Here is a 22644-nt window from a genome sequence, read left to right on the forward strand (position 1 = left end):
TCCTATGAAAATCGCCTTTTTTCTTGTATTGCTGGCGAATCTGGCGCTGCTGATGCATCAGTATCATCGCGAGGCTCTCAAGGGGGAAACCGAAACGCCGGCGCCCGATCCGGCGATGCTTCAAGAGCCGATCGTGCTGGCGCGGGAGCAGGAAAACGGGCTGCCTGCGGCGCAGGACGCTCTTGCGGGACCGGTTAGGGAAACGCCGTCAGAGCCTGAAGCCGTGTTGCCGCCGCAGATTCCGCAATCTTCTCCTTCAGGCTCGTTCGCCTGTTATGAGGCCGGCCCTTTTACAAATGAGCGGATCCTGAATGCCTGGAATCAAGCGCTCAAGGAAGCTCAGGGCGAGCTCAAGCCGATTCCGCATCATGCACAGGAAATCAGCGATTACCTGGTGCTTTACCCGACGGAGGGCAGCCAGGAAGCTATTAAAACTGCGATGCAAGCATTGCGCAATCAGGGAGTCGGCGACGCCTATCCGCTGGCTGCGGGTGAACTTAAGGGTTATATATCGCTCGGCGTGTTTCGCCGGGAAACCCGCGCAGTGCGTATGCAGAACGATTTGCAGGCGAGGGGCGTCGAGTCCGTTGTAAAGCCCCGTTTCAAGGAATCGGTGCAGAAATATGCGCTGATCAAAGGGCCTTTGGCTATGGCTGGGGCTCTGGATGTGTTGGAAAAACGCTATCCGGACGTTCAACTCAAGGCGTTGCCCGATGGCGATCCGAATTGCCGGGCAGAAGATGTTCCCTCTGCGGAAGTTCCCGCGACGGAACCGAAAGATAACAGCATGAAGCCGGTGCTTCCGGAGTCTCGGCTTGCCGGCGAGCCGTCCCTGGCGGCAGGCGTTGGCCGTGTCGGGAAAGAGCCCGCTCAAAAGGCACCGGCGCAGCCTTTTGACCAGAAACCGCCGCATCATGCGGCAGAAGTAAAATCGGTCAGGCTTGCGTGTTACGAGGCGGGACCGTTTCCGAATGAACATAGCCTGAACGTCTGGCAGAAACAGATTTCAGGCGCCCAGGCAGCGGTCAAGCCCGTTTTGCGAGACGGTAAGGCGATCAGCGATTATCTGGTGCTGTACCCTTCCACGGGCGGGATGGAAGAAATTAAGGCCAATGTGAAAATGCTGCGCGAGCGCGGTCTGAACGGTGTCTGGCCCCTGCCTTCCGGCGAGGAGAGGGGGCAGATATCGCTGGGCGTTTTCAATAGAGAAGAGAACGCCGTGCAAATGCAGAAGAGTTTGCTCGACAAAGGCCTTAATTCGGTCGTGAAGCCCCGCTACAAAAGCAAACGCCAAAAGTACGCGCTGATTACCGCTCCCGAATCGGTAGCCGGAGATTTGCAGGCACTGGAAAAAAAATATCCCGACATCAAGCTCCGCCGGCTGCCGGAAGCCGGGCAAGGTTGTCCTTAAACTTTTACGGGCTGTCTAGGTGGAACGCTACTCGAGCCATACGCCGCTGCGGTCGGCCGAAAATTTCTGAGGCTTGAAGGCGGGAAGATAAGTTACCCGCATCCTCGAAAACTTGAGGGAGGTGGAATGGGCCGCGGTTTACCCAAAAGCTGCATTGCCCGGTGGTAAAAGGATAAGTTTTTAAAATTATGATGTTTTTCAGTTTGTTATTATGGTTTGTTTAGTGCTGAGATGAGGTATGTATTGCGGCAGGCTGCTTCAGGGCTGCGCGAAGATGGATTTTTTTTCGATATGGCTTTGACAGAGGCCCTTATCTCATGATAAAAATTATACCGTTGTTCAAATATAAACCGACAACCAGCTCATTAAAACACTTGATGGGTTGCTCTCTTGAGGAGAGGGGCTTATAACATTAATAACTATATAGAGGATTTAAAAATGGCTGAAGCACAAGAAAAAGATTACACTTGGACCGTCGTTGGCGTTGCAATCGCATCAATCATTGTACTGGTTGTTCTGTTGAAGAAAGACGAAACCAAGCACCTTGCAAGCGGCGCTGTTGCTGCCAGCAACGCAGAAATTGATGCTAAATTGTCACAAAGAAAAACCAAAAACGTAGCACAATAATGATGGTGCCCCCTGGCGGCGTTTGTCGGCAGGGGGTCATTCCGTTCCTAATAAAAAATTCCCACTCCTCAAAACTTATCTTGATCCGGTTCCTCAGGGCATCGCGGAAACGGATTAAATCCTCCTGATCGTCAACCGAGTAATGGTTCCGCTTTTTCCAGCTTTACGGGAAAAAACGGGCCTCACGGTTTTTTTATGACCAGACTGTATCATGGCGTCGATGCCGTCGGTACAGCATTCTTCCCCCCCCCCCCCCCAGGAAGAGAGGCGCGCATGCCCCTCCTCCTCCGAATCCTGTCGCTACAACCGCTTAGGCCTGTTTCGCCAGTTCTTGTAGCTGTTCTTCCAACTGTTTGACTTTTTTGATCAGCTCGGGCAATTTCTGTATCGCAACCTGTTCTTTGTAGGCCGTCTTTTTATCCTTGGCCGGACTGCCGAAATAATGCGCGCCTGGAGGAATGTCGCCGGCTACGCCGGAGCGTGCCAGTACCACGGCACCCTGGCCGATCGTGACGTGGTCCGCAATCCCGGAGCTGCCGGCCAGAATCGCGTAGTCGCCGATCGTGCAGGAGCCCGAGACGCCGGTCTGCCCGCACATGATCACATGCCGACCGACCTTGTTGTTATGGCCGATCTGCACCAGATTGTCGATCTTGGAACCCGTGCCGATCACGGTGCTGCCCAGAGCGCCCCGGTCGATGCAGGTATTGGCGCCGATTTCGACATAGTCCTCGACTCTGACATTGCCGATCTGCGGCACTTTAACATGCGCGCCGTTCCTGAATTTGTAGCCGAAGCCGTCCGCGCCGACGACTGCGCCCGAATGGATCGTAACGTAATCCCCGATCTCCACATCGTCGTAGACGACCGCGTAAGGATAAATGCGGCAGCCTTTACCGATCTTGACGTTGTTGCCGAGGTAGGCGCCGGCCAGTATTGCGCTGTGATCGCCTACCCTTGTTCCTTCTCCGATCACCGCATAAGGGCCGACATGGACGGCCTCGCCCAGTGCGACATCGGCTGCGAGTACCGCTTGAGGCGCTATACCGGGAGTATAGATGCGTTCCGGGTGCAGGTGTTTAACCGCTTCGATGAAGGCCAGCTCCGGGTCCCGGCAGACCAGCAGTGCCAGTGCGCCGGGAGCATCCTGTACCGCAAAGCCTTCTGCGATCAGGCAAGCCGAAGCCGCAGAGTTTTTAAGATGCGCGGCATATTTGCTGTTGGTCAATTGTGTGACCTGGCCCGGCTGTGCAGAGCTGATATCGGCGGCGGAATGGATGAGCTGGTCGGCATCTCCGCCTTCGACCCGGGCTCCGCAGAGTGCGGCGAGTTCTTTAATCGTTATCGGCATGGGTTTCTCGTTTATGCTTCTGTGTGAGGTTAATCGGTCGCGAGACAGGAAATTTAATGGAGGTCCAAACGATCTCACCGGCTTCGGAGTCTAACGGTGCGATCGGCAGGAGGGTTAACTAACGCCCCAAGGGTACGGCACAATGTCGTTAAGTTAACGGGCCTACGCGATGCCTTAGCTTAACAGGCATAAAGCCGCTCTCCCATACCCCGGCAGATGAAGATCTGTAGGATGGACTGACGAAAGAAGCCCATCTTCCGCGAATGATGCGCCTCCTGCGTCGGCACATCCTGTAGAATTGACTTTCACGGTAACGGTATTGGAGACGGCATCGACATGCGGCCCTCAATTGCGCAGCCAATGGCCGGATTTGCCGCCGGTTTTCTCGATCAGGCGTACGGCTTCGATCGTCATCCCTCGGTCCACGCCCTTGCACATGTCGTAAATGGTCAGCAGCGCGATTTGCACGGCGGTCAGGGCTTCCATTTCGATGCCGGTCTGGCCGTTGGTTTTGACCAGCGTTCGGCAGCGGATGCGGCTCACTTCCGCTTCGGTACTGAATTCGACGGATACATGGGTGATCGGCAATGGGTGGCACAGCGGGATCAGGTCGGACGTCTTCTTGCTGGCCATGATGCCGGCGATCCGGGCGACGGCCAGGACATCGCCTTTTTTATGTTCGCCTTTCAGGATCATGTTCAGGGTGGAAGGCTGCATTTCGATGTAGCCCTCCGCAATCGCGGTGCGTTGGGTAACGGCTTTTCCGCCGACGTCGACCATGATCGCTTCGCCGGCCTGATTAAAATGTGGAGTATGCGTCACAATTCGGTAGAATGACTGATCGGTTTCGCTCTTTGTGGAGCATAAAGGCTGATTTTTATCATTGCGTAAAGGTTTATGTCAATCAAAGTTCGCTATTTTGCCAGTTTGAAGGAGCGCATCGGGCGTGCGGAAGAAAATGCGGCGATCGCCGAGCCGGTGACTGCGAAGTCCCTTTGGCAGCAGTGCGTGCCCGAGCTGCCGCCGCCGGAGCAGGTTCTAGTCGCGATCAATCTGGAATATGCCGACTGGGACAGCCTGGTCCGGGACGGCGACGAAGTCGCGTTTTTCCCGCCGGTGACCGGAGGCTGACGGGGTGGTCAAAATTTCCCCGCGGCCGTTCGATCCCTGGGTCGAAGTCCGTGAGTATCAGGACGCCGCGCAGATGGCCGGAAAATTCGGCGCAACGAACCTGTTTGTCGGCACGATGCGGGATTTCAATGAAGGCGACGACGTGGTCGGGATGACGCTCGAATATTATCCCGGCATGACCGAGAGAGCGCTCGAAAACATCGTGCGGGAGGCCGGCGAGCGCTGGCCGATCATCGACGCCCTGGTTGTACACAGGGTCGGCGATATTCGGCCGGGCGAGCCGATCGTGTTGGTGGCGGTGTGGACCTCGCACCGCGGCGATGCGTTCGATGCGGCCCGGCATATCATGGAGGCGCTCAAATCCCGGGCGCCGTTCTGGAAAAAAGAATTGTTGAAAGCCAAAGGGGAGCGCTGGGTCGCGCACAATACCGACGGCTATTTGAAAGGCGAGTGAGGCAAAACAACGTGGGTCCACTGGATAAAATGCAGGCGAGGCTGGAAGAGACGGTGCAGTACCGCCTGCCGCTCGGCGAAGAAGCGGTCGAGCTGAACCCGCTGCTCGGCCGGCCGATCCGGCTGCGTTATACCGGCAATATTTTCTGCACGCATTGCGGCAAGGCGACGAAGAAAAGCTTCAGCCAGGGCTATTGCTATCCCTGTTTCATCAAGCTGGCGCAATGCGACATGTGCATCGTGAAGCCGGAAACCTGCCACTACGCCGCCGGGACCTGCCGCGAACCGGCCTGGGGCGAACAGTTCTGCATGCAGCCGCATATCGTCTACCTGGCCAATTCGAGCGGGATCAAGGTCGGCATCACTCGGCAGTCGCAGATTCCGACGCGCTGGATCGACCAGGGCGCGGTGCAGGCCCTGCCGGTTTTCCGGGTGTCGTCGCGCCATGTCTCCGGCATGATCGAAGTGATCCTCGCCCAACACGTCAGCGACAAGACCAGTTGGCAGCAAATGCTGAAGAATCAGGTCAGTCCGATCGATCTGGCGGCAGAGCGGGATCGGTTGCTGGCGCTATGCAAGGCGGAGCTAGACGAGCTGGTCGGGCAATTTGGAGACAAGGCGGTCGAGTTGTTGTCGGATCGGCCAAGCGTCGATATCCGTTATCCGGTCGACCGTTATCCGGTCAAGGTCGTCTCGTTCAATCTGGACAAGAATCCGGAAGTGGCGGGGGTGCTGCACGGGATCAAGGGCCAGTACATGATGTTCGATACCGGCGTTATCAATATTCGCAAGTTTACCGGCTACGAGATCGAGTTCTCAGGGTAGACTCGCCAGGTTTTCAAAACCTGGCAGGTCTTGTCATGCCGGCTTAGGCGCGTGCCAATTGCGTGGGAAGCGCAGAGGGTTTTCACCCCGGCGGCCAGTGCAGCGCCCGCCCGCCCAGCAGATGCAAATGCAGATGATAAACCGCCTGGCCGCCGTTCCGGTTGCAGTTGAACAAGGTCCGGTAACCCTCTTCGGCGATACCTTCCTGCTCGGCCAGTTTGACCGCGGTTTGCAGCATTTTGCCGCCCAGTTGACCGTCGTCGAGTTCGTTCAGCGTGGCGATGTGGCGTTTCGGGATTACGAGAATGTGTACGGGGGCTTGGGGGTTGATGTCGCGGAACGCCATCAAGGCATCGTCTTCGTAAACCACGTCCGGCTTGATATCGCCGGCGACCATTTTGCAGAATAAGCAGTTCGTCATCGTTTTTCCTTCTGTCGACTGAAAATAAAATTTATAGGACGATGGACTAAGTAAGGCGCATCGTCTCCGCATTTTATAACGATTTGACAGTAGGCGGGGGTGGAGGTTGCTGATTGGGTGGGTACGCTGTGCGTACCTTGTTTGAGATTTGAGTGTGCGCGAGGTTGTGGGATGGTGCGCACAGCGTGCCTTACGCGAAGAGGCTAAATCGTCCGGCGTCCGTTAAACGCGTGCAGCAGCGTGCCGCTGTCGATGAATTCGAGCTCGCCTCCCATCGGTACGCCGTGTGCGATCCGGCTGGCCTGGACATGGTGCTTGTGGGCGAGCTCGCCGATGAAGAAAGCGGTGGCTTCGCCCTCGACGGTCGAGTTGGTCGCGAGCACCAGTTCTTTGATGCCGTTTGTTGCCAACTGGCGTTCCAGCTGGTCGAGCCCGAGCTCGCCGGGGCCGATTCCATCAAGCGGCGAAAGGCGCCCATGCAGCACGAAATACAATCCTCTAAATACGGTCGCCTGTTCGATGATCCAGACGTCGGACGGATTTTCGACAATGCAGACGGCGGATTTGTCGCGGGCCGGATCCGCGCAAATGTCGCAGAGCGGCTTCTCGGTCAGGGTGCGGCAACGGCTGCATTGGCCGATGCGGTCGATCGCCTGCAGCAGCGTTTCGGCCAAGGCGCGGGCGCCTTCCCGGTCTTTCTGCAGCAGATGGAAGGCCATCCGCTGCGCGGTCTTCGGTCCGACGCCGGGCAGGCAGCGCAGGTGCTGGATCAGGCGGCCCAATAGGCCTGTGTCGCGCATACTTAGAAAGGCATTTGAAAGCCGGGCGGCAGAGGGAGTCCTGCGGTAATTTCGGCCATTTTCTCCTTCTTCATTTTCGCGACCTTATTGACCGCGTCATTGATCGCGCCCGCGACCAGGTCTTCGAGCATATCCTTGTCGTCGCCGATCAGCGAGGGGTCGATCGTCACCTTGCGGGCTTCGCGTTTACCGGTCATCAGGATAGTGACCAGTCCGCCGCCGGATTGGCCGACGACTTCCGTGGCTTCGATTTCCGCCTGGGCGCGTTTAAAGTCTTCCTGCATTTTCTGGGCTTGCTGCATGATGCTGCCGAGAGGGTTTTTCATGATGGTTCTCCTTGATTAAACGGGTTCGATGGTGCCGGGGATGACCCGGGCGCCGAAATGTTCTTTGAGTGCCTGAATGTTTTGATCCGCTTCGATCGCTTCGACGGCGGCCTGCTGACGGTCTTCTCTCTGCTTGATCAATTGCTCGGCCGGTGTTGCGGTGGTCGGTTTTTCGACCAGAACCGTCAATTTGACCGGTGTGCCGCGCAAAGTGCGCAACGCGGTTTGCAGCTTTTCGATCCGCATCGGCGACAGCATGGTTTGAAATGCCGGATCCAGCAATAACGTGCAATTGTGGTTGTCGATCGAGTGCAGGGCGCATTGCTGCGCCAACTGTTTGGTGATGCTTTCGAGCCGCATCGCCGCGATCATTTCCGGCCAATCGCCGCCGGCGGGCAAAGGCTGGGCCGCCGGCGGTGTAGCCGGATTTTCGGGTAACGGCCTGGCCGGTGCTTCGCGTGGCGGCGGACTTGCTACGGGTGCGGGTCTCGGTGCGGGACGGGCCGGCGGTACCGGTATGGGTTTTACGTCAGGCTGCGGGTGGGCTTCCAGGTTGCCCGTCATAACCGGCCGAAACGCCAGCATGCGCAACAGCGCCATTTCAAAGCCGCTTCTGGGGTCGGGAGCGAGGTCCAAGTCTTTCTGGCCGAGCAGGCCGATCTGGTAATAAAGATGCACGTCTTCGGGCTGCAGTTTGGCGGCGAGCGACTTGATCAGCTCGCTGTCGAGTCCGGCATCGATATGGATCGGGGCCTGCTGCAGGACGGCGATCGCATGCAGGGCCTGCAGCAGCTGCCGCAGTACGCCGCCGAAATCGGGCGCCAAGTCGGCCAGGTCGGCGATGACTTTTAATAGGCCGGGTCCGTCCTGAGCGGCCAGTGAGTTCAACAGGTCGCCGACCGGCTGCTGCGCGACGACCCCGAGCATTGCGCCGACTTCGTCGGCGGTAACCTTGCCGTTGCCGTGCACGATCGCCTGGTCGAGCAGGCTCAGGCCGTCGCGCATGCTGCCATCGGCCGCGCGGGCCAGGAGTTTCAGGGCAGGCGCGTCGAAGGCGATCGCTTCCTGGTTCAGGATGAATTCCATCTGTCCGAAGATCTGCTCTTGGGACAAACGCTTCAGGTTGAACTGTAGGCAGCGCGATAGCACGGTGACCGGAATCTTGTGCGGGTCGGTCGTGGCGAGTAGGAATTTAACGTGCGGGGGCGGCTCTTCGAGCGTTTTCAGCAGCGCGTTGAAGCTGTGCCCGGACAGCATGTGCACTTCGTCGATCAGATAGACTTTGAAGCGGCCCTGATTCGGCGCATATTGGGCGTTATCGAGCAGGTCGCGGGTATCCTCGACCTTGGTGCGCGAGGCCGCATCGACTTCGATCAGGTCCAGAAAACGGCCTTCGTCAACGTCACGGCACACTTGGCAGGCGCCGCAAGGGTTATAGTCCTGGAGGTTCGCGCAGTTGATCGCTTTGGCCAAGATTCGGGCCAGCGTGGTTTTGCCGACGCCGCGCGTGCCGGTAAACAGATAGGCGTGATGCAGGCGGTCATGCTGCAAGGCATTGATCAGCGACTTGACGACATGTTCCTGGCCGACGATTTCGGAAAAATTATGCGGGCGCCATTTGCGGGCGAGAACCTGGTAACTCATTTCAGGCTCAGCAAGGGGTAGAAAGCGGAGTAGGGCGGTAACCGCACCAGCCACATCCCGGCACACGAATCTGCTGCTACCGTTGCTCCCTTCCGGGCCTGGCGGGGTTTACAGCGTATCGTTGCGGGAGGACCGGTACGATTACCATAATCAGCCTTGGCGGCTGTGAGTTGGCTATTATGATTGGATTTGGTGAAGAATGCAAGTCATCTTGAAATAATTTTTTTCGAGGCCTGCATCGGGGGTAACGGTGCGGGCGAATCATGCTAAAGTTAGCCGTTTCGAGAAGCTCATACGATTTTAACCTTGAAACGATCAATATGACTGAAGCAACACTCCTTTTTTCCGAAGCAAAACGCGTGATTCCTGGCGGCGTGAACTCGCCGGTGCGCTCGTTCAGCGGCGTCGGCGGCACGCCGGTATTTATCGACCGCGCACAGGGCGCCTACATTTACGACAGCGAAGGCAAGGCCTATATCGATTATGTCGGCTCCTGGGGGCCGATGGTACTGGGTCATGCGCATCCCGAGGTGATCGCGGCTGTCAAGGCGGCGGCCGAAAAGGGGCTGAGCTTCGGCGCGCCGACCGAAATCGAGACGCGCATGGCGGAGAAGGTGATCGAGCTGGTGCCTTCGATCGAGCTGGTGCGCATGGTCAGTTCCGGCACCGAAGCGACGATGAGCGCGATCCGTCTGGCCCGCGGTTATACCGGCCGCGACAGGATCGTGAAGTTCGAAGGCTGCTATCACGGCCATTCCGATTCATTGCTGGTCAAGGCCGGCTCCGGCGCGTTGACTTTCGGGGTGCCGAGCTCGCCGGGCGTGCCGGCGGCGGTCGCGGAAAACACGATCACGCTGACCTACAACGACAGCGAAGGGGTAGCCGAGTTGTTTACACAAATCGGCGAACAGATCGCCTGTGTGATCGTCGAGCCGGTAGCGGGCAATATGAACTGCATTCCGCCTGCGCCCGGTTTTCTCGAAACGCTGCGCAAAGTCTGCGACGAGTACGGCAGCGTGCTGATCTTCGACGAAGTGATGACCGGCTTCCGGGTCGGCCTGCACGGCGCGCAAGGCGTTTACGGCATCAAGCCGGATCTGACTACGCTCGGCAAGGTGATCGGCGGAGGCATGCCGGTCGGCGCGTTCGGCGGCAGCCGCAAGATCATGGAATGCCTGGCGCCGGCGGGTCCCGTCTATCAGGCCGGCACTCTGTCCGGCAATCCGGTCGCGATGGCGGCAGGCCTGGCGACCCTTGAGTTGATCGCAAAGCCGGGTTTTTACGAAGAACTCGGCGCCAAGACCGAAAAATTGATGACTGGCTTGCAGGCAGTGGCGGATCAGGCCGGGATTGCGTTCACGACCAACTGCGTCGGCGGGATGTTCGGGCTCTTCTTCACCGCGAAGGACAAGGTTGCCTCTTTCGTCGACGTGATGCAATGCGACCAGGACCGTTTCAAGCGCTTCTTCCATGGAATGCTCGCCGAAGGCGTGTATCTTGCGCCGTCCGCGTTCGAAGCGGGCTTCGTGTCGGTGGCGCACGGCGAGCGGGAGTTGAACGCCACATTCGAGAAGGCGGCGCATTGTTTCAAGGCGCTGTAAGTGCCTGTTGATCAACTGTTTCATGCTTTCAATGCAGAGTTTTAAAGTGATCTAACAATTTAGCGTCAGCCGTGCCGGCCAACTTGAGCAAGGGCTTGTTAAAAAAATTATAAATTGTGGTAAAATTCGCGCCGGTACTTTTATTACCGTTCCATGACCGTTACTGATTTGAAAAAATCAAATAACAAAAAAAACAGAGGACTCTACAAATATGAAAATCTTGAAAAAAATCGCACTTGCTGCATTGGTCGGCGCTTCCATGGGTGTTTTCTCAACCTCTGCAATGGCGGAAGCTTCTGACGGCAGAATCGTTTATGCACCAAAAGAAGCGATTGATTTGACCCTTAAGAAAATCGAGACTGCGCTTGCGACAGCCACCTCCGGCGGCGATGCTGAAACCGTTGCCACCCAAGCTAAAGACGCGCTGGATGCCAGCAAAGAAATCAATGCGAACGACAAAGTGGATATCGCTCGTTCGCGCGCCAACAACCACTTGAAGGCCGCTCGCAGCTCAGCTAAAGCCGGCAACATTCCTGAAGCCGAGCAACATTTGAGACAAGGATTGCAGGCTTTCACCGCGTTGAAAGACTTGCTGTAATTTTTGTTTGAAAGGCTATCGGGAGGCTTCGCGCTTCCCGATATTTTTATATTTTTACCTTTCCGCGTTCCTCTTCCTTCCTTCCTTTTTAGTGTCCTTCCGCTTTTCCGTCATCGGCGGAAACCTTGATGACCCAAGGCATCAGCAATAGTGCGGCAAAAAACACCAGCGCCAGCAGGTGAAACATCGTATTCAGCGTCAACACTTCGGCTTCCCGCATCGTCAGGCCGTAAAGCTGCTTCAGCGCAGCGAGTTCGGCATCGGGCAGGGCGGCGCCGGACAGGCGTTGAGTCAATCCGCCCAGCAGGGCCCGGGCCTCGGGCGATGCCGGCGTGACGTGTTCGCGCAATACCGCGTAATTTTCCTTGTTCAGCTGAATCATCAGTGTATTCGCGACCGCGAGGCCGATCGCGCCGCCCAGGTTGCGCATCAGGTTATACAGTCCGCTTGCGTTCTTGACTTCTTCGTGAGGCAACGTGCCGAGCGCCAGCGTGTTGATCGGCAGGAAGCAAAACATCATCGCAAAGCCGCGCAGCGCCTGCGGCCAGAAAAACTCCCAGTAGCCCGCGTCGTGCGTCAGGTTGCCGTTCAGCCAGCAGCCGAGGCCGAACAGCATGAGCCCCAAAGCCAGCATCAGGCGTGAATCGAGGACTTTCACGAGCATGCCGGCCGCGAAGGCCGAGACGAATTGAAACAGACCGGTCACCATCACGTACTGGCCGATCTGCAGGCTGTTCAAACCCTTCACGCTGGCCAGATAGACCGGCATCAGATAGATGATCGTATAGAGTCCGCTGCCGAGGATGAGGCTGAAAATGCTGCCGACCGCGAAGTTGCGGTTCCGGAAGGCCCAGAGGTCGACGATCGGATGAGCGATCGTCAGTTCGCGGTAGAACATCGCGATTCCGGAGACGAGCGCCACGACGGTAAAAAACACGATTTCCCGGCTCTCGAACCATTCCTCCTTCACGCCCTCTTCCAGAACGAACTGGGCGCTGCCGAGGAATATCACGATATACAGGATGCCGAGAAAATCGATCCGTTTCAGCAATGTCCAGTCAGGATCGTCGACCTTCAGGAACAGCCAGGTCGACAGCGTCACCAGCAGGCCGGGCAGCAGATTGATCAGGAACAGCGCTTTCCAGGACACCACTTCGGTCAGGTAGCCGCCGAGCACGGGTCCCGCGGTCGGAGCGACCGTCACGACCATTCCGACGACGATGCCCATCACCGGCTGCAGGCGGGGCGGGAACAGCGTGTAGATCATCGCAAACACCGACGGAATCATCGCGCCGCCGAAGAGGCCCTGAAATGCCCGGAAGACGACCATCGACGGCAGGTTCCAGGCCAGCGCGCAACACAGGCTCATCAGGGTAAAGCCGCCGCAGGCCAAGGCAAACAGATAACGGGTCGACAGCGCCCGGCCGAGCCAGCCGGACAGCGGAATGACCACCACTTCCGCCACCAGGTAGGCGGTCTGCACCCAGGTGATCTCCTCGCGTGTGGCGGACAGGCCGGCCTGGATCTGTTCGAGTGAGCTCGCGACGATCTGGATGTCCAGCACCGCCATGAAGATGCCGAACACCATTCCTGTGAAGCCGAGCCATTGTTCGGGAGTGACGCCGCCCGGACTCTTCTGGATTTCCGGCGCCGGAGCGGCTTCGAGTACGGCCGCCATGGTCAGCGGACGCGAACCTGAACGACGGCGGACAGCCCCGGCCGAAGCCTGTTGAGGTCAGCGTTCTGTTCGAAACGGATCTTGACCGGCACCCGGCGCACGATTTTGGTGAAATTGCCGGTCGCGTTTTCGGGCGGCAGTAGACTGAATTCGGAGCCGGACGCCGGCGCGAAACTGTCCACGGTGCCTTCGAAACGTCGACCGGACAGCGCATCGACCGAGATCGTTGCCGTCTGGCCGGCCTGCATCAGGCCGATTTGCGTCTCCTTGAAGTTGGCTTCGACGAACAGTCCGTCGGCCGGAACCAGATAAGCCAGTGCGCTGCCCGGCTGCACCAGCTGCCCGACCTGCACGCTGCGGTTGCCGACCACGCCGTCGAACGGCGCCACGATCCGGGTATTGGCCAGATCGATCCGGGCCAGCTCCAGTGCGGCTTCCGCCGCTTTCAGCCGGGCCCGGCTTTCGCTCAGACGGGCGTCCAGCGAAGCCAGCCGGCTTTCCTCGCCTTGTCTGGCCGAAAGAAATTTATCGTGCTCGGCCTTGGCCTGTTTATAGGCCGACTCGGCGGCATCCCGGCTTTGCGCGGAAACGGCGCCTTCTTTGGCTAGAGTGGTAAAACGGTTCAGATCTTTAGCCGCTTTTTCGACGTTGGCTTCAGCTGCGGCGATGTTCGCGCGTTCTTCCAGAATCATTGCCTGTTGTGCCCGTTTGTCCGTTTCCAGCGTTTCGGCGCTCGCCTTTTCCAGCAGGACCTGCGCCTCGGCCTGGGCGACTTTGGCCCGGAAATCGTGGTCGTCGATCACGACTAGCAGGTTGCCGCGTTTTACCGTCTGGTTGTCTTCGAACAGCACTTCCTTTACATAACCGGTTTCTTTCGGGCTGATCAGGCTCATGTGCGACTTCAGATAGGCATTGTCGGTGCTTTCGAACGGACGGATGGACTGGAGCCAATAAAATGCGCCGGCCGAGGCGAAAAGCAGCAGCATGCCGATCGAGAACAGCGGTGTCTTGTAGAACTGTGCGCGCATAAAGAAACGATTGCTAAACTGAACGGTTTAGTTTATTTTAATCTCGAAATCGATCTCTAAGCAATCAGTTTTTTTGGCTATTTTCATGACCCACGCTCCCAAATCCAAACGACAGAGCATTCTCGCCGCCGCCCGGCAGGCCTTTCTCGCGCACGGCTACAGCGGCGCCAGCATGGAAGCGATCGCCGAAGCCGCACCGGTTTCGAAGCCGACCCTGTACAGCCATTTCCGGGGCAAACAGGACCTGTTCGCGGCGGTGATCGCCGAACAGTGCGAATCCCTGCTCGGGACGCTCGCCCGCTCGCTCGGCGGCAACCGGAATCCAGAAGAAGGACTCAAAGCGATCGCGCGGGCTTTCGTCGACCTGATCTATGCGCCCGAGTCGTTGCAGCTGTACCGGCTGATCATTTCCGAGCAGCAGCATTTTCCGGATTTGGGCCTCCTGGTTTACCGTTCGGGGCCCGAGCCGGTATTGAAACAATTGGCCGCCTACCTGGCCGAATTGGCCGTCGGCGGCGCTCTGAAGATCGTCGACGTCGAGGGTTCGAGCCGGCTGTTTCTGAGCATGTTGAAGGGGGACGAGCATTTCCGCTGCCTGCTCGGGCTTCAGGACGGGTTGAAGGAGGGCGAAAAGGACTCTATGATCAGCGCCGCCGTGGCGTTTTTTCTGAAAGGACATGGGTATGAAGCCTAGCCTTGCGTGGTATTTGCTGATTGCCGGGATGGCCGGCTGCGCGGTCGGGCCCGATTATAAAAAAACCGCGCCGAGCGTCCCCGACCATTGGTTGGCAGCCGAAGCGATGCCGCCCAGAGCAGGTGTCAGGATAGCCGATGCGGAGGCGTTGAAACGCTGGTGGCAAAGTTTCGGCGATGCGGAACTGGACCGGTTGATGGATCAGGCGCTGGCCGGAAACCTCGACGTCAAAATCGCGCTGGCCCGTATCGAGCAGGCACGCGCCGAACGGCGGGGAACGCGCGCGGAATTGTTTCCGAAGGTCGACATCGCGGCGGGCGCGGAGCGCAACGAGAATCCGTTTCCGGGATTCGCGCCCGGCATCCGCTTCAATCTGTTCGAACTCGGCTTCGATGCGCTGTGGGAAATCGACCTGTTCGGCCGGCAGCGGCGGCGCCTCGAAGCCGCCGCTGCCGATCTGGAAGGCGCGGAGGATCTTTACCGCCAGGCGCAGGTCGTGCTAACTTCCGAGATAGCGCGCAGTTATGTCGAATTCCGCAGCGTTCAGAACCAGCTCAAAATCACGCGCTCGAACCTCGAATCGCAGCGGCGTACGCTGGGACTGACCGAACGGCTCGATGCCGAGGGCGTCGGCACCAAGCACGATGTGGTGCGGGCGAGGGCGCAGACGGCTCAGACCGAAGCGCAGATTCCGGCGCTGGAAGCGCAGCGGGTGTCGGCCTTGCGCCGGCTCGAAGTGCTGGCGGGACGGCGGCCCGGGGCGCTGGACAGCCCACTGAACCCGGAAGGCAAAGTCCCGGCGGCGGTGCCGCTCGGGATTCTGGATACCCCGGCGGAAACACTGCGCCGCCGTCCGGATCTCCGCGCCGCCGAACGCCGCCTCGCGGCCGCGACCGCGATGCAGGGCGCGGCGATCGCGGAGCTGTTTCCGAAAATTTCGCTGTCGGCCTTTTTGGGGTTTCGCAACACCGACATCGAACAGTTGTTCAGGTCGGCGGCGTTTTCCTACGGCACTGCGGCCAATCTGCTGCAGCCTCTGCTGAACTTCGGCCGGATCCGCGCCGGGATCGATCTGGCCGATGCGAAGCAGAAGGAAGCCTGTCTGGCCTACGAAAAGGCGGTGCTCGAAGCGCTTCAGGAAACCGAAACCGCGACGACCCGCTACCTGAAAGAAGAAATCCGCCGCCAGACGCTCGCGCGCTCGGTGGCGGACTTGAAAGAATCGGTGCGCCTGTCGAACCTGCGTTACCAGGAAGGGGTCATCTCGTTTCTGGATGTGCTGGACGCGCAGCGTGCGCTCTATGCGGCCGAAATCGAGCTGGCCCGTTCCGAAGCGGAAGCCGCGACCCATTTGATTGCGTTGTATAAAGCGCTGGGCGGCGGCGCGGGCACGCAATCGGCATAATCCCGGTCGGCGGAGCGGCTCATGAGGATACAGACGAAATCGACATTGACCTGGATTTTCGCCGCTGCCGCCCTGTTGGTCGCGGCGGTCGCCTGGCGGTTGCTGCGGCCAACAGGGCTGCCCGCGGGCATCGTTTCGGGCAATGGCCGGATCGAAGCGACCGAGATCGACATTGCGACCAAGACGCCCGGACGCGTCGTCGAAATCCTGGCGCGCGAAGGCGACTTCGTGAAGGCAGGGAAACTGCTTGCACGGATGGATACGGACGTGCTGCTGGCTCAAAAAGCCGAAGCGGAAGCCCAAGTTCGGCAGGCCGAAAACGCCTATCTGAGCGCGAAATCGCTCGTTGTTCAACGCGAGAGCGAACGCCGCGCCGCGCAGGCGGTCGTCGCGCAGCGCCAGGCCGAACTGGAGGCCGCGCGCAAACGCCTGAAGCGTTCGCAGCGGCTCGTCGGCGAAGGCGCGACGCCGCAGCAGGAGGTCGACGACAACCGCGCCCGGATGTTGGGTGCGGAGGCGGCCGTGCGGGCTGCCGAAGCCCAGGTCGCGGCCGCGCAGGCGGGGATCGAGGCTGCGAAGTCGCAGGTGGTGGAGTCGCAATCGGTGATCGAGGCCGCCAGGGCGACCGTCGTGCGCCTGAAGGCCGATATCGACGACCGCGACCTGAAGGCGCCCCGCGACGGCCGAATCCAATATCGCGTCGCCGAGCCCGGCGAAGTGCTGAACGCCGGCGGCCGGGTGTTGAACATGGTGGATCTGTCGGACGTTTACATGACTTTCTTTTTGCCTACCGAAGCCGCCGGCAGGGTCGCGTTGGGCAGCGATATTCGCCTCGTGCTCGACGCGGCGCCGAATTATGTGATTCCGGCCAGGGCCAGTTTCGTCGCCAGTGTCGCCCAGTTTACCCCGAAGTCCGTCGAGACCGAGGTCGAACGCCTGAAGCTGATGTTCCGGGTCCGCGCGGCGATCGATCCCGAGCTGCTGAAAAGGCACCTCGAACAGGTCAAGACCGGCCTGCCCGGGATGGCCTACGTCAAGATCGATCCCGCCGCCGAGTGGCCGCCCGAGCTCGCCGTCAGGCTGCCGCCGTGAATGCCGGGACGCCTGCTGGGCCGGTGGTCCGGGTGCGGAACGTCAGCCTGCGTTACGGCAGGCGTCTCGCCTTGGATGATTTGAGCCTGGAGATTCCCGGAGCCCGGATGGTTGGCCTGATCGGTCCCGACGGCGTCGGCAAGTCCAGCCTGATGTCGCTGTTGACCGGCGCCCGCAAAATGCAGCAGGGCCGCATCGAAGTTTTGGACGGCGATATCGGCGAGGCGGCGCACCGCCGCGCGGTCTGCCCCCGCATCGCCTACATGCCGCAGGGGCTGGGCAAGAATCTCTATCTGACATTATCGGTTTACGAGAACGTCGATTTTTTCGGGCGCCTGTTCGGGCACGCGCCGGCCGCGCGCCGCCGGCGCATCGCCGAACTGCTCGACAGCACCGGCCTCGGGCCGTTCCGCGACCGTCCGGCCGGAAAACTGTCGGGCGGTATGAAACAAAAGCTCGGGCTTTGCTGCGCGCTGATTCACGATCCCGATCTTCTGGTGCTGGACGAGCCGACCACCGGCGTCGATCCCTTGTCGAGAGCCCAATTCTGGGAGCTGATCGAGCGGCTGCGGGCGCGCCGCGAAGGGATGAGCGTACTCGTCTCGACCGCCTATATGGACGAAGCCGAACGCTTCGACTGGCTGGTCGCGATGGATGCGGGGAAGGTGCTCGCTACCGGCACGGCGGAAGAGCTCAGGACCCGAACGGATGCCGAAACGCTGGAAACGGCGTTCATCCGGCTGCTGCCCGAAGCAAAACGCCTGGGACACAAGGACATGGCGATTCCGCCGCGCGAGCTTTGCGGCGAGCCCGAAATCGCGATCGAGGCGCACGGCCTGACCATGCGCTTCGGCGATTTCGTGGCGGTCGACCGCGTCAGCCTGCGCATCGAACGGGGCGAGATCTTCGGCTTTCTCGGCTCCAACGGTTGCGGCAAGTCGACCACGATGAAAATGCTGACCGGGCTGTTGCCGCCGAGCGAGGGCGAAGCGCGGCTGTTCGGGCGGGTCCTCGACGCCGGCAATCTGGCCACGCGCAAGCGCGTCGGCTACATGTCGCAGGCCTTTTCGCTGTATTCGGAACTGACCGTGCGCCAAAACCTGGAACTGCACGCGAAGCTGTTCCATTTGCCCGCGGCCGACATTCCGGCGCGCGTCAATGAGATGGCCGAGCGCTTCCTGCTCGGGCCGGCGATGGAGGCACTGCCCGATGCGTTGCCATTGGGCGTTCGCCAGCGCCTGTCGCTGGCGGTTGCGGTGATCCATAAGCCCGACCTGTTGATCCTCGACGAGCCGACCTCCGGCGTCGATCCGGTCGCGCGCGACAGTTTCTGGAAGCTGATGGTCGACCTTTCGCGCCGGGACCGGGTCACCCTCTTTATTTCCACCCATTTCATGAACGAAGCCGAGCGCTGCGACCGGATATCGCTGATGCACGCGGGCAAGGTGCTCGCCAGCGGCAGGCCCTCGGCACTGGTCGAGCAGAGCGGCCAGCCGACCCTGGAAGCGGCGTTTATCGATTATCTGAAGAAAGCGGGCGGGATCGGTGACGAGTCGGCGGACGTTCCTCGCAATGGGAATGCCTCGTCCGCTTCCCCTTATTCCCCCCCACTCCCGGCAGGGGAGAGAGGGCCAAGGCTGAAGGATGGACGTTTCAGCCTGATGCGCCTGTTCAGCTATACTCGGCGCGAAACGCTGGAGCTGCGCCGCGATCCGTTGCGCAGTTCGATTTCGCTCTTCGGCACGCTGCTGTTGATGTTCGTGATGGGCTACGGGATCAGCATGGACGTCGAGAATTTGCGTTTCGCGGTGCTCGACCGTGACCGGACCCTGCTCAGCAACAATTATGCGCTCGATCTCGGCGGCTCGCGCTATTTCATCGAACGGCCGCCGATTGCCGATTACGACGAACTCGACCGGCGCATGCGTAGCGGCGAGCTGAGCCTGGCACTGGAGATTCCGCCGAATTTTGCGCGTGACCTGGAGCGCGGCGGCAACGTCAGGATCGGCGCCTGGATCGACGGGGCGATGCCGAGCCGCGCCGAGAATGTGATCGGCTATGTTCAGGCGATGCATCAGGTCTGGCTGGCGGAGCAGGTCCGTCGCCGGGCGACCGACAAAGTTCCGCCGGAGCCGATCAGGATCGAGACGCGCTATCGCTACAATCCAGACGTGAAGAGCCTGCCCGCGATCGTGCCGGCAGTGATTCCGATGTTGTTGATGCTGATCCCGGCGATGCTCAGCGCGCTCAGCGTCGTACGCGAAAAAGAGCTCGGCTCGATCCTGAACCTGTACGTGACGCCGGTGACCAGGCTTGAATTTTTGCTCGGCAAGCAGATCCCCTACATCGCACTGGCGATGGTCAATTTCTTCCTGCTGTGCGCATTCGTCGTCTTCGTATTCGGTGTTCCGCACAAAGGCAATTTCCTGATGCTGACCGTTGCCGCGCTGCTCTACGTGACCGCTGCGACCGGCCTGGGCCTGTTGATCTCGGCGTTCACGCGCAGCCAGATCGCGGCGATCTTCGCGACGGCCCTCGCCACGATCATCCCCGCCTCGCGCTTTTCGGGGATGATCGATCCGATCGGCTCGCTGGAGGGCGGCGCGCGCTTCGTCGGCGAGATCTTCCCGACCACCCATTTTCTGACGATCAGCCGCGGCACGTTCTCGAAGGCCCTGGGCTTCGTCGAGCTGGCGCCGTCGCTGGTGCCGATCGTGTTGTCGATTCCGGTGATCGTCGGCTTGAGCGTGATGCTGCTGAACAAGCAGGAGCATTGATGATGCAGACGCTGCTCAACATTTTCCATCTCGGCGTCAAGGAACTGCGCAGCCTCGCCCGCGACAGACTGATGTTGGCCCTGATCGCCTTCGCGTTTACCGGCCAGGTCTACCTGACCGCGACCGGCTTGCCGGGCGCCTTGCACAAGGCGCCGATCGCGGTCGTCGATGAAGACCGTTCGCCCTTGTCGTACCGGATCGAGAATGCCTTTTATCCGCCTTATTTCCAGACGCCGGCGGTCATCGATCCGTACGCCGCCGATCCGGGGCTGGATATCGGCTTGTACACTTTCGTGCTCGATATTCCTCCCGACTTTCAGCGCGACATGCTGGCCGGGCGGGCGCCTGCGATCCAGGTCAATATCGATGCCACGCGCATGTCGCAGGCCTTCGTCGGCAACAATTACATCCAGAACATCGTGAACGGGGAGGTGGCCGCCTTTCTGCAGGGGCATCGTGCGCCGTTCGTGTTTCCGGCCGAACTCGAGATCCGCGCCCGCTTCAACCCGAACCTGGAGCCGATGTGGTTCGGCTCGGTCATGGAAGTGATCAACAGCGTCACGATGCTGTCGATCATCCTGACCGGCGCGGCGCTGATCCGCGAACGCGAGCACGGCACCATTGAGCATTTGCTGGTGATGCCGCTGACTCCTTTTGAAATCATGATGGCGAAGGTGTGGTCGATGGGGCTGGTCGTGGCTGTGGCGGCGACCGCTTCGGTCGTCCTCGTCGTACAGGGCATCTTGAAAGTCCCGATCGAGGGCTCGATCGGGCTGTTCGTGGCGGGCATGGCGCTGCATCTGTTCGCGGCCACCTCGATGGGGATTTTTCTCGGTACGGTGGCGCGGTCGATGCCGCAGATGGGGCTGTTAACGATCATCGTGCTGCTGCCGCTGCAGATGTTATCCGGCGGCATGACGCCGCGCGAGAGTATGCCGGAAGCGGTGCGGAATCTGATGCTTGCTGCTCCGACGACGCATTTTGTGGCATTGGCGCAGGCGATTCTCTATCGGGGAGCGGGATTCGAAACCGTCTGGCCGCAGTTTCTCGCCTTGCTTGGAATCGGCAGTGTTTTTTTCGTGCTGGCGCTGAGCCGTTTCCGGAAGACTATCGGTTCGATGGGCTGAAATCCGGTTTAGTCGGAGATTTTTTTTGACGTCCTTGTTCCGTTTGTCCGATCGCACGTTATGCTGCGGGATTTGCGATAGGCGAGAACGGGGGCATCAGCTAAATCATGCGGATTCATCAACTTTACCGGCGGCAGGAATTGAACATGACTTTACAAGAAGCATGGGATTTCTTTTCTTCCCCTTATAACCTAAACGACATTACGCCGGCTTTTTTTCATGTGGAAATCACCTCCCAGGTTCCGAAAAAAATTTATGCGGGCCTGATGATCAGTTACCGGATGATAGCAGTGTTCGGGATTCCGATGGCCTGGCTGTCGGAAGTCAGCCACTGCGACGAACCGAAACGCTTCGTCTACCAGCAGCGCGTGGGGCCGTTCAAATTCTGGAGCCACGAGGTCTGCCTGACCGAAACCGGGAACGGTATCCGGCTGGAAGACGTCATATTCTATGCGATGCCGCTCGGTTGGCTGGGCGAACTGGTTCACCGCTGGCTGATTGCGGATCGGCTGGCGCGCATCTTCGATACCCGCCGCGATCGTTTGCAGGCCGGATGGGCATCCGCCGCACATGCGGATTGATCGGGAAATTCAGGTTTTGAAATAAGTCTCATGAGGACCGCGGATCATCGGCGTCAAATGGCCGAGGAACTGGCGGGCGCTTTGTTCCCAGGAATAATTCAGCGCATGGCGCCGGCAGTCGGCCGGATTCAGTTTCAGCGCGTCCAGCGCGGCCTGCCGCAGATCGGCGCCGAGTACGCCGACCGGGGCCCTGCCGATGATGTCGATCGGGCCGGGCGCGGGAAAGGCCGCGACCGGCACGCCGGAGGCCAGGGCTTCGAGAATCACCAGGCCGAACGTATCGGTGCGGCTCGGAAATACCATCACATCCGCGGCGGCTGCGTATTGCGCCAGCATTTCGCCGGTCTGGAAGCCGACGAAGCGGGCTTTCGGGTATTTGCTTTCCAGCTCCGGCCGCTGCGGGCCGTCACCGATCACATATTGGGTGCCGGGCAGCTCCAGCTTTAAGAAATCTTCGACGTTTTTCTCGACCACGACGCGCCCCACATAAGCGAAGATCGGGCGTTTGTCCGTCAGGAAATTTTTTTCGCGCGGCCGGTAGAGTTCAGTGTCGACGCCGCGCGACCAGATCACCATCCGTTCGAAGCCCTTGTCGGCCAAGGTTTGCCGCATCGATTCGGTAGTGACCATCACGCGCGTGCTTTCACTGTGAAACCAGCGCATGTAGCCGTAGCTGATCCACAACGGCAGGCCGATGCGCATCTTGAAATATTCGGGAAAGCGGGTGTGGAAGGAGGTGGTATAGTGATAGCCCATTTCGCGGCAATAGCGCCGTGCGGCGAAACCCACGCAGCCTTCGGAAGCCAGATGAATCGCGTCCGGTTTGAAGGACTGAAGGGTAGGGCGCAGGCGCGGGCCGCACAAAAATGCCAGGCCGACGTTCGGATAGCCGGGGCAGGACCAGGTGTAAAATCGGTCCGGGGCGCACAGCTCGACCGTGTGCCCAAGCCGGTGCAGCATTTCCATCGTATGGGTCAACGTGGTGACGACGCCGTTGATTTGCGGATGCCAGGCGTCGGTGATCAAGGCGATTCTCAAAACGGCAGCTCCTTATGTCATGATGGCGAGGAAGGA

The 22644-nt window shown here is 59.6% G+C and carries 22 protein-coding genes and 1 other RNA gene; 13 read left to right on the forward strand and 10 right to left on the reverse strand.

The annotated features are described in order from the left end of the window. Positions 1-4 precede the first annotated feature (4 nt). Together JJL52_RS13110 and JJL52_RS13115 are read left to right on the forward strand one after the other, a co-directional pair. On the forward strand, positions 5-1411 hold the full coding sequence (locus tag JJL52_RS13110; RefSeq protein ID WP_202052918.1) for a hypothetical protein: 1407 nt from the start codon (positions 5-7) through the stop codon (positions 1409-1411). A 438-nt stretch (positions 1412-1849) separates the two neighbouring features. After that, a complete protein-coding gene (locus JJL52_RS13115; RefSeq protein WP_202052920.1) occupies positions 1850-2038 on the forward strand; it encodes a hypothetical protein in 189 nt (62 codons plus the stop codon). Between the two features lie 310 nt (positions 2039-2348). Here JJL52_RS13115 and lpxD read toward each other — a convergent pair whose 3' ends face one another. After that, positions 2349-3389, reverse strand: coding sequence for a UDP-3-O-(3-hydroxymyristoyl)glucosamine N-acyltransferase (gene lpxD, locus JJL52_RS13120; protein ID WP_202052922.1), 1041 nt, complete (start codon positions 3387-3389; stop codon positions 2349-2351). 345 nt (positions 3390-3734) lie between these two features. After that, the gene (gene moaC / locus JJL52_RS13125) at positions 3735-4211 is read right to left on the reverse strand and encodes a cyclic pyranopterin monophosphate synthase MoaC (RefSeq protein ID WP_202052923.1); all 477 of its coding nucleotides are present in this window, start codon (positions 4209-4211) and stop codon (positions 3735-3737) included. 75 nt (positions 4212-4286) lie between these two features. On the opposite strand from moaC, the gene moaD reads away from it, so the two are divergent. From moaD to JJL52_RS13140, 3 genes are read left to right on the forward strand one after another with little or no spacing between them, the layout of a single operon-like run. After that, entirely contained in the window at positions 4287-4520 is a 234-nt protein-coding gene (gene moaD, locus JJL52_RS13130) for a molybdopterin converting factor subunit 1 (protein WP_202052925.1), read from the forward strand. Between the two features lie 4 nt (positions 4521-4524). Beyond that, entirely contained in the window at positions 4525-4974 is a 450-nt protein-coding gene (locus JJL52_RS13135; protein WP_202052926.1) for a molybdenum cofactor biosynthesis protein MoaE, read from the forward strand. A 29-nt stretch (positions 4975-5003) separates the two neighbouring features. Further along, a complete protein-coding gene (locus JJL52_RS13140; RefSeq protein WP_202053075.1) occupies positions 5004-5798 on the forward strand; it encodes a DUF2797 domain-containing protein in 795 nt (264 codons plus the stop codon). A gap of 82 nt (positions 5799-5880) precedes the next feature. Here JJL52_RS13140 and JJL52_RS13145 read toward each other — a convergent pair whose 3' ends face one another. The 5 genes from JJL52_RS13145 to ffs form a co-directional block, all read right to left on the reverse strand. Next, positions 5881-6219 carry a histidine triad nucleotide-binding protein gene (locus JJL52_RS13145; protein WP_202052927.1) on the reverse strand — a complete coding sequence of 113 codons (339 nt, stop codon included), beginning with the start codon at positions 6217-6219 and terminating at the stop codon, positions 5881-5883. A gap of 203 nt (positions 6220-6422) precedes the next feature. Continuing rightward, complete coding sequence (gene recR, locus JJL52_RS13150; protein WP_202052928.1) at positions 6423-7019, reverse strand: recombination mediator RecR; 597 nt, start codon at positions 7017-7019, stop codon at positions 6423-6425. Between the two features lie 2 nt (positions 7020-7021). Further along, the gene (locus JJL52_RS13155) at positions 7022-7345 is read right to left on the reverse strand and encodes a YbaB/EbfC family nucleoid-associated protein (protein ID WP_005370012.1); all 324 of its coding nucleotides are present in this window, start codon (positions 7343-7345) and stop codon (positions 7022-7024) included. A 15-nt stretch (positions 7346-7360) separates the two neighbouring features. After that, on the reverse strand, positions 7361-8989 hold the full coding sequence (gene dnaX, locus JJL52_RS13160) for a DNA polymerase III subunit gamma/tau (protein ID WP_202052930.1): 1629 nt from the start codon (positions 8987-8989) through the stop codon (positions 7361-7363). Between the two features lie 41 nt (positions 8990-9030). Further along, an RNA gene (ffs, locus tag JJL52_RS13165) (signal recognition particle sRNA small type) lies at positions 9031-9127 on the reverse strand. 182 nt (positions 9128-9309) lie between these two features. Here ffs and hemL point away from each other — a divergent pair. Next, a complete protein-coding gene (gene hemL, locus JJL52_RS13170) occupies positions 9310-10590 on the forward strand; it encodes a glutamate-1-semialdehyde 2,1-aminomutase (protein WP_202052932.1) in 1281 nt (426 codons plus the stop codon). Between the two features lie 211 nt (positions 10591-10801). After that, positions 10802-11188 carry a hypothetical protein gene (locus JJL52_RS13175; RefSeq protein WP_202052934.1) on the forward strand — a complete coding sequence of 129 codons (387 nt, stop codon included), beginning with the start codon at positions 10802-10804 and terminating at the stop codon, positions 11186-11188. Positions 11189-11276: 88 nt separating this feature from the next. Here the strand turns inward: JJL52_RS13175 and JJL52_RS13180 are convergent, their stop codons facing one another. Both JJL52_RS13180 and JJL52_RS13185 read right to left on the reverse strand, forming a co-directional pair. Next, positions 11277-12866, reverse strand: coding sequence for a DHA2 family efflux MFS transporter permease subunit (locus tag JJL52_RS13180; RefSeq protein ID WP_202052936.1), 1590 nt, complete (start codon positions 12864-12866; stop codon positions 11277-11279). 2 nt (positions 12867-12868) lie between these two features. Next, on the reverse strand, positions 12869-13894 hold the full coding sequence (locus tag JJL52_RS13185) for an HlyD family secretion protein (protein ID WP_202052937.1): 1026 nt from the start codon (positions 13892-13894) through the stop codon (positions 12869-12871). Positions 13895-13979: 85 nt separating this feature from the next. Here JJL52_RS13185 and JJL52_RS13190 point away from each other — a divergent pair, with 85 nt between their 5' ends. The 6 genes from JJL52_RS13190 to JJL52_RS13215 all read left to right on the forward strand — a co-directional run bounded on the left by JJL52_RS13190 (position 13980) and on the right by JJL52_RS13215 (position 21570). Next, on the forward strand, positions 13980-14588 hold the full coding sequence (locus tag JJL52_RS13190; RefSeq protein ID WP_202052939.1) for a TetR/AcrR family transcriptional regulator: 609 nt from the start codon (positions 13980-13982) through the stop codon (positions 14586-14588). Beyond that, entirely contained in the window at positions 14578-15993 is a 1416-nt protein-coding gene (locus tag JJL52_RS13195) for an efflux transporter outer membrane subunit (RefSeq protein ID WP_202052941.1), read from the forward strand. The genes JJL52_RS13190 and JJL52_RS13195 overlap by 11 nt, the downstream gene beginning before the upstream one ends. A 21-nt stretch (positions 15994-16014) precedes the next feature. Continuing rightward, a complete protein-coding gene (locus JJL52_RS13200) occupies positions 16015-17085 on the forward strand; it encodes an HlyD family secretion protein (RefSeq protein WP_202052942.1) in 1071 nt (356 codons plus the stop codon). Continuing rightward, complete coding sequence (rbbA, locus tag JJL52_RS13205; protein ID WP_202053076.1) at positions 17082-19862, forward strand: ribosome-associated ATPase/putative transporter RbbA; 2781 nt, start codon at positions 17082-17084, stop codon at positions 19860-19862. The genes JJL52_RS13200 and rbbA overlap by 4 nt, the downstream gene beginning before the upstream one ends. 2 nt (positions 19863-19864) lie before the next feature. Then, a complete protein-coding gene (locus tag JJL52_RS13210; RefSeq protein ID WP_202052943.1) occupies positions 19865-20989 on the forward strand; it encodes an ABC transporter permease in 1125 nt (374 codons plus the stop codon). A gap of 146 nt (positions 20990-21135) precedes the next feature. Continuing rightward, complete coding sequence (locus JJL52_RS13215) at positions 21136-21570, forward strand: SRPBCC family protein (protein ID WP_336885074.1); 435 nt, start codon at positions 21136-21138, stop codon at positions 21568-21570. A 9-nt stretch (positions 21571-21579) separates the two neighbouring features. On the opposite strand, the gene JJL52_RS13220 is transcribed toward JJL52_RS13215, so the two are convergent. Beyond that, complete coding sequence (locus JJL52_RS13220) at positions 21580-22608, reverse strand: glycosyltransferase family 4 protein (RefSeq protein WP_202052947.1); 1029 nt, start codon at positions 22606-22608, stop codon at positions 21580-21582. Between the last annotated feature and the right edge of the window lie 36 nt (positions 22609-22644).

The sequence above is a fragment of the Candidatus Methylomicrobium oryzae genome (genome assembly GCF_016745425.1).
Classification (GTDB): Bacteria; Pseudomonadota; Gammaproteobacteria; order Methylococcales; family Methylomonadaceae; genus Methylomicrobium; species Methylomicrobium oryzae.

Excerpts from the sequence above, each read along its gene's own strand:
- JJL52_RS13110 (WP_202052918.1), top strand. The coding sequence starts at position 5 with ATGAAAATCGCCTTTTTTCTTGTATTGCTGGCGAATCTGGCGCTGCTG.
- JJL52_RS13115 (WP_202052920.1), top strand. The coding sequence starts at position 1,850 with ATGGCTGAAGCACAAGAAAAAGATTACACTTGGACCGTCGTTGGCGTT.
- lpxD (WP_202052922.1), bottom strand. The coding sequence starts at position 3,389 with ATGCCGATAACGATTAAAGAACTCGCCGCACTCTGCGGAGCCCGGGTC.
- moaD (WP_202052925.1), top strand. The coding sequence starts at position 4,287 with ATGTCAATCAAAGTTCGCTATTTTGCCAGTTTGAAGGAGCGCATCGGG.
- JJL52_RS13140 (WP_202053075.1), top strand. The coding sequence starts at position 5,004 with ATGCAGGCGAGGCTGGAAGAGACGGTGCAGTACCGCCTGCCGCTCGGC.
- JJL52_RS13145 (WP_202052927.1), bottom strand. The coding sequence starts at position 6,219 with ATGACGAACTGCTTATTCTGCAAAATGGTCGCCGGCGATATCAAGCCG.
- recR (WP_202052928.1), bottom strand. The coding sequence starts at position 7,019 with ATGCGCGACACAGGCCTATTGGGCCGCCTGATCCAGCACCTGCGCTGC.
- JJL52_RS13155 (WP_005370012.1), bottom strand. The coding sequence starts at position 7,345 with ATGAAAAACCCTCTCGGCAGCATCATGCAGCAAGCCCAGAAAATGCAG.
- dnaX (WP_202052930.1), bottom strand. The coding sequence starts at position 8,989 with ATGAGTTACCAGGTTCTCGCCCGCAAATGGCGCCCGCATAATTTTTCC.
- hemL (WP_202052932.1), top strand. The coding sequence starts at position 9,310 with ATGACTGAAGCAACACTCCTTTTTTCCGAAGCAAAACGCGTGATTCCT.
- JJL52_RS13175 (WP_202052934.1), top strand. The coding sequence starts at position 10,802 with ATGAAAATCTTGAAAAAAATCGCACTTGCTGCATTGGTCGGCGCTTCC.
- JJL52_RS13180 (WP_202052936.1), bottom strand. The coding sequence starts at position 12,866 with ATGGCGGCCGTACTCGAAGCCGCTCCGGCGCCGGAAATCCAGAAGAGT.
- JJL52_RS13185 (WP_202052937.1), bottom strand. The coding sequence starts at position 13,894 with ATGCGCGCACAGTTCTACAAGACACCGCTGTTCTCGATCGGCATGCTG.
- JJL52_RS13190 (WP_202052939.1), top strand. The coding sequence starts at position 13,980 with ATGACCCACGCTCCCAAATCCAAACGACAGAGCATTCTCGCCGCCGCC.
- JJL52_RS13195 (WP_202052941.1), top strand. The coding sequence starts at position 14,578 with ATGAAGCCTAGCCTTGCGTGGTATTTGCTGATTGCCGGGATGGCCGGC.
- JJL52_RS13200 (WP_202052942.1), top strand. The coding sequence starts at position 16,015 with ATGAGGATACAGACGAAATCGACATTGACCTGGATTTTCGCCGCTGCC.
- JJL52_RS13210 (WP_202052943.1), top strand. The coding sequence starts at position 19,865 with ATGCAGACGCTGCTCAACATTTTCCATCTCGGCGTCAAGGAACTGCGC.
- JJL52_RS13215 (WP_336885074.1), top strand. The coding sequence starts at position 21,136 with ATGACTTTACAAGAAGCATGGGATTTCTTTTCTTCCCCTTATAACCTA.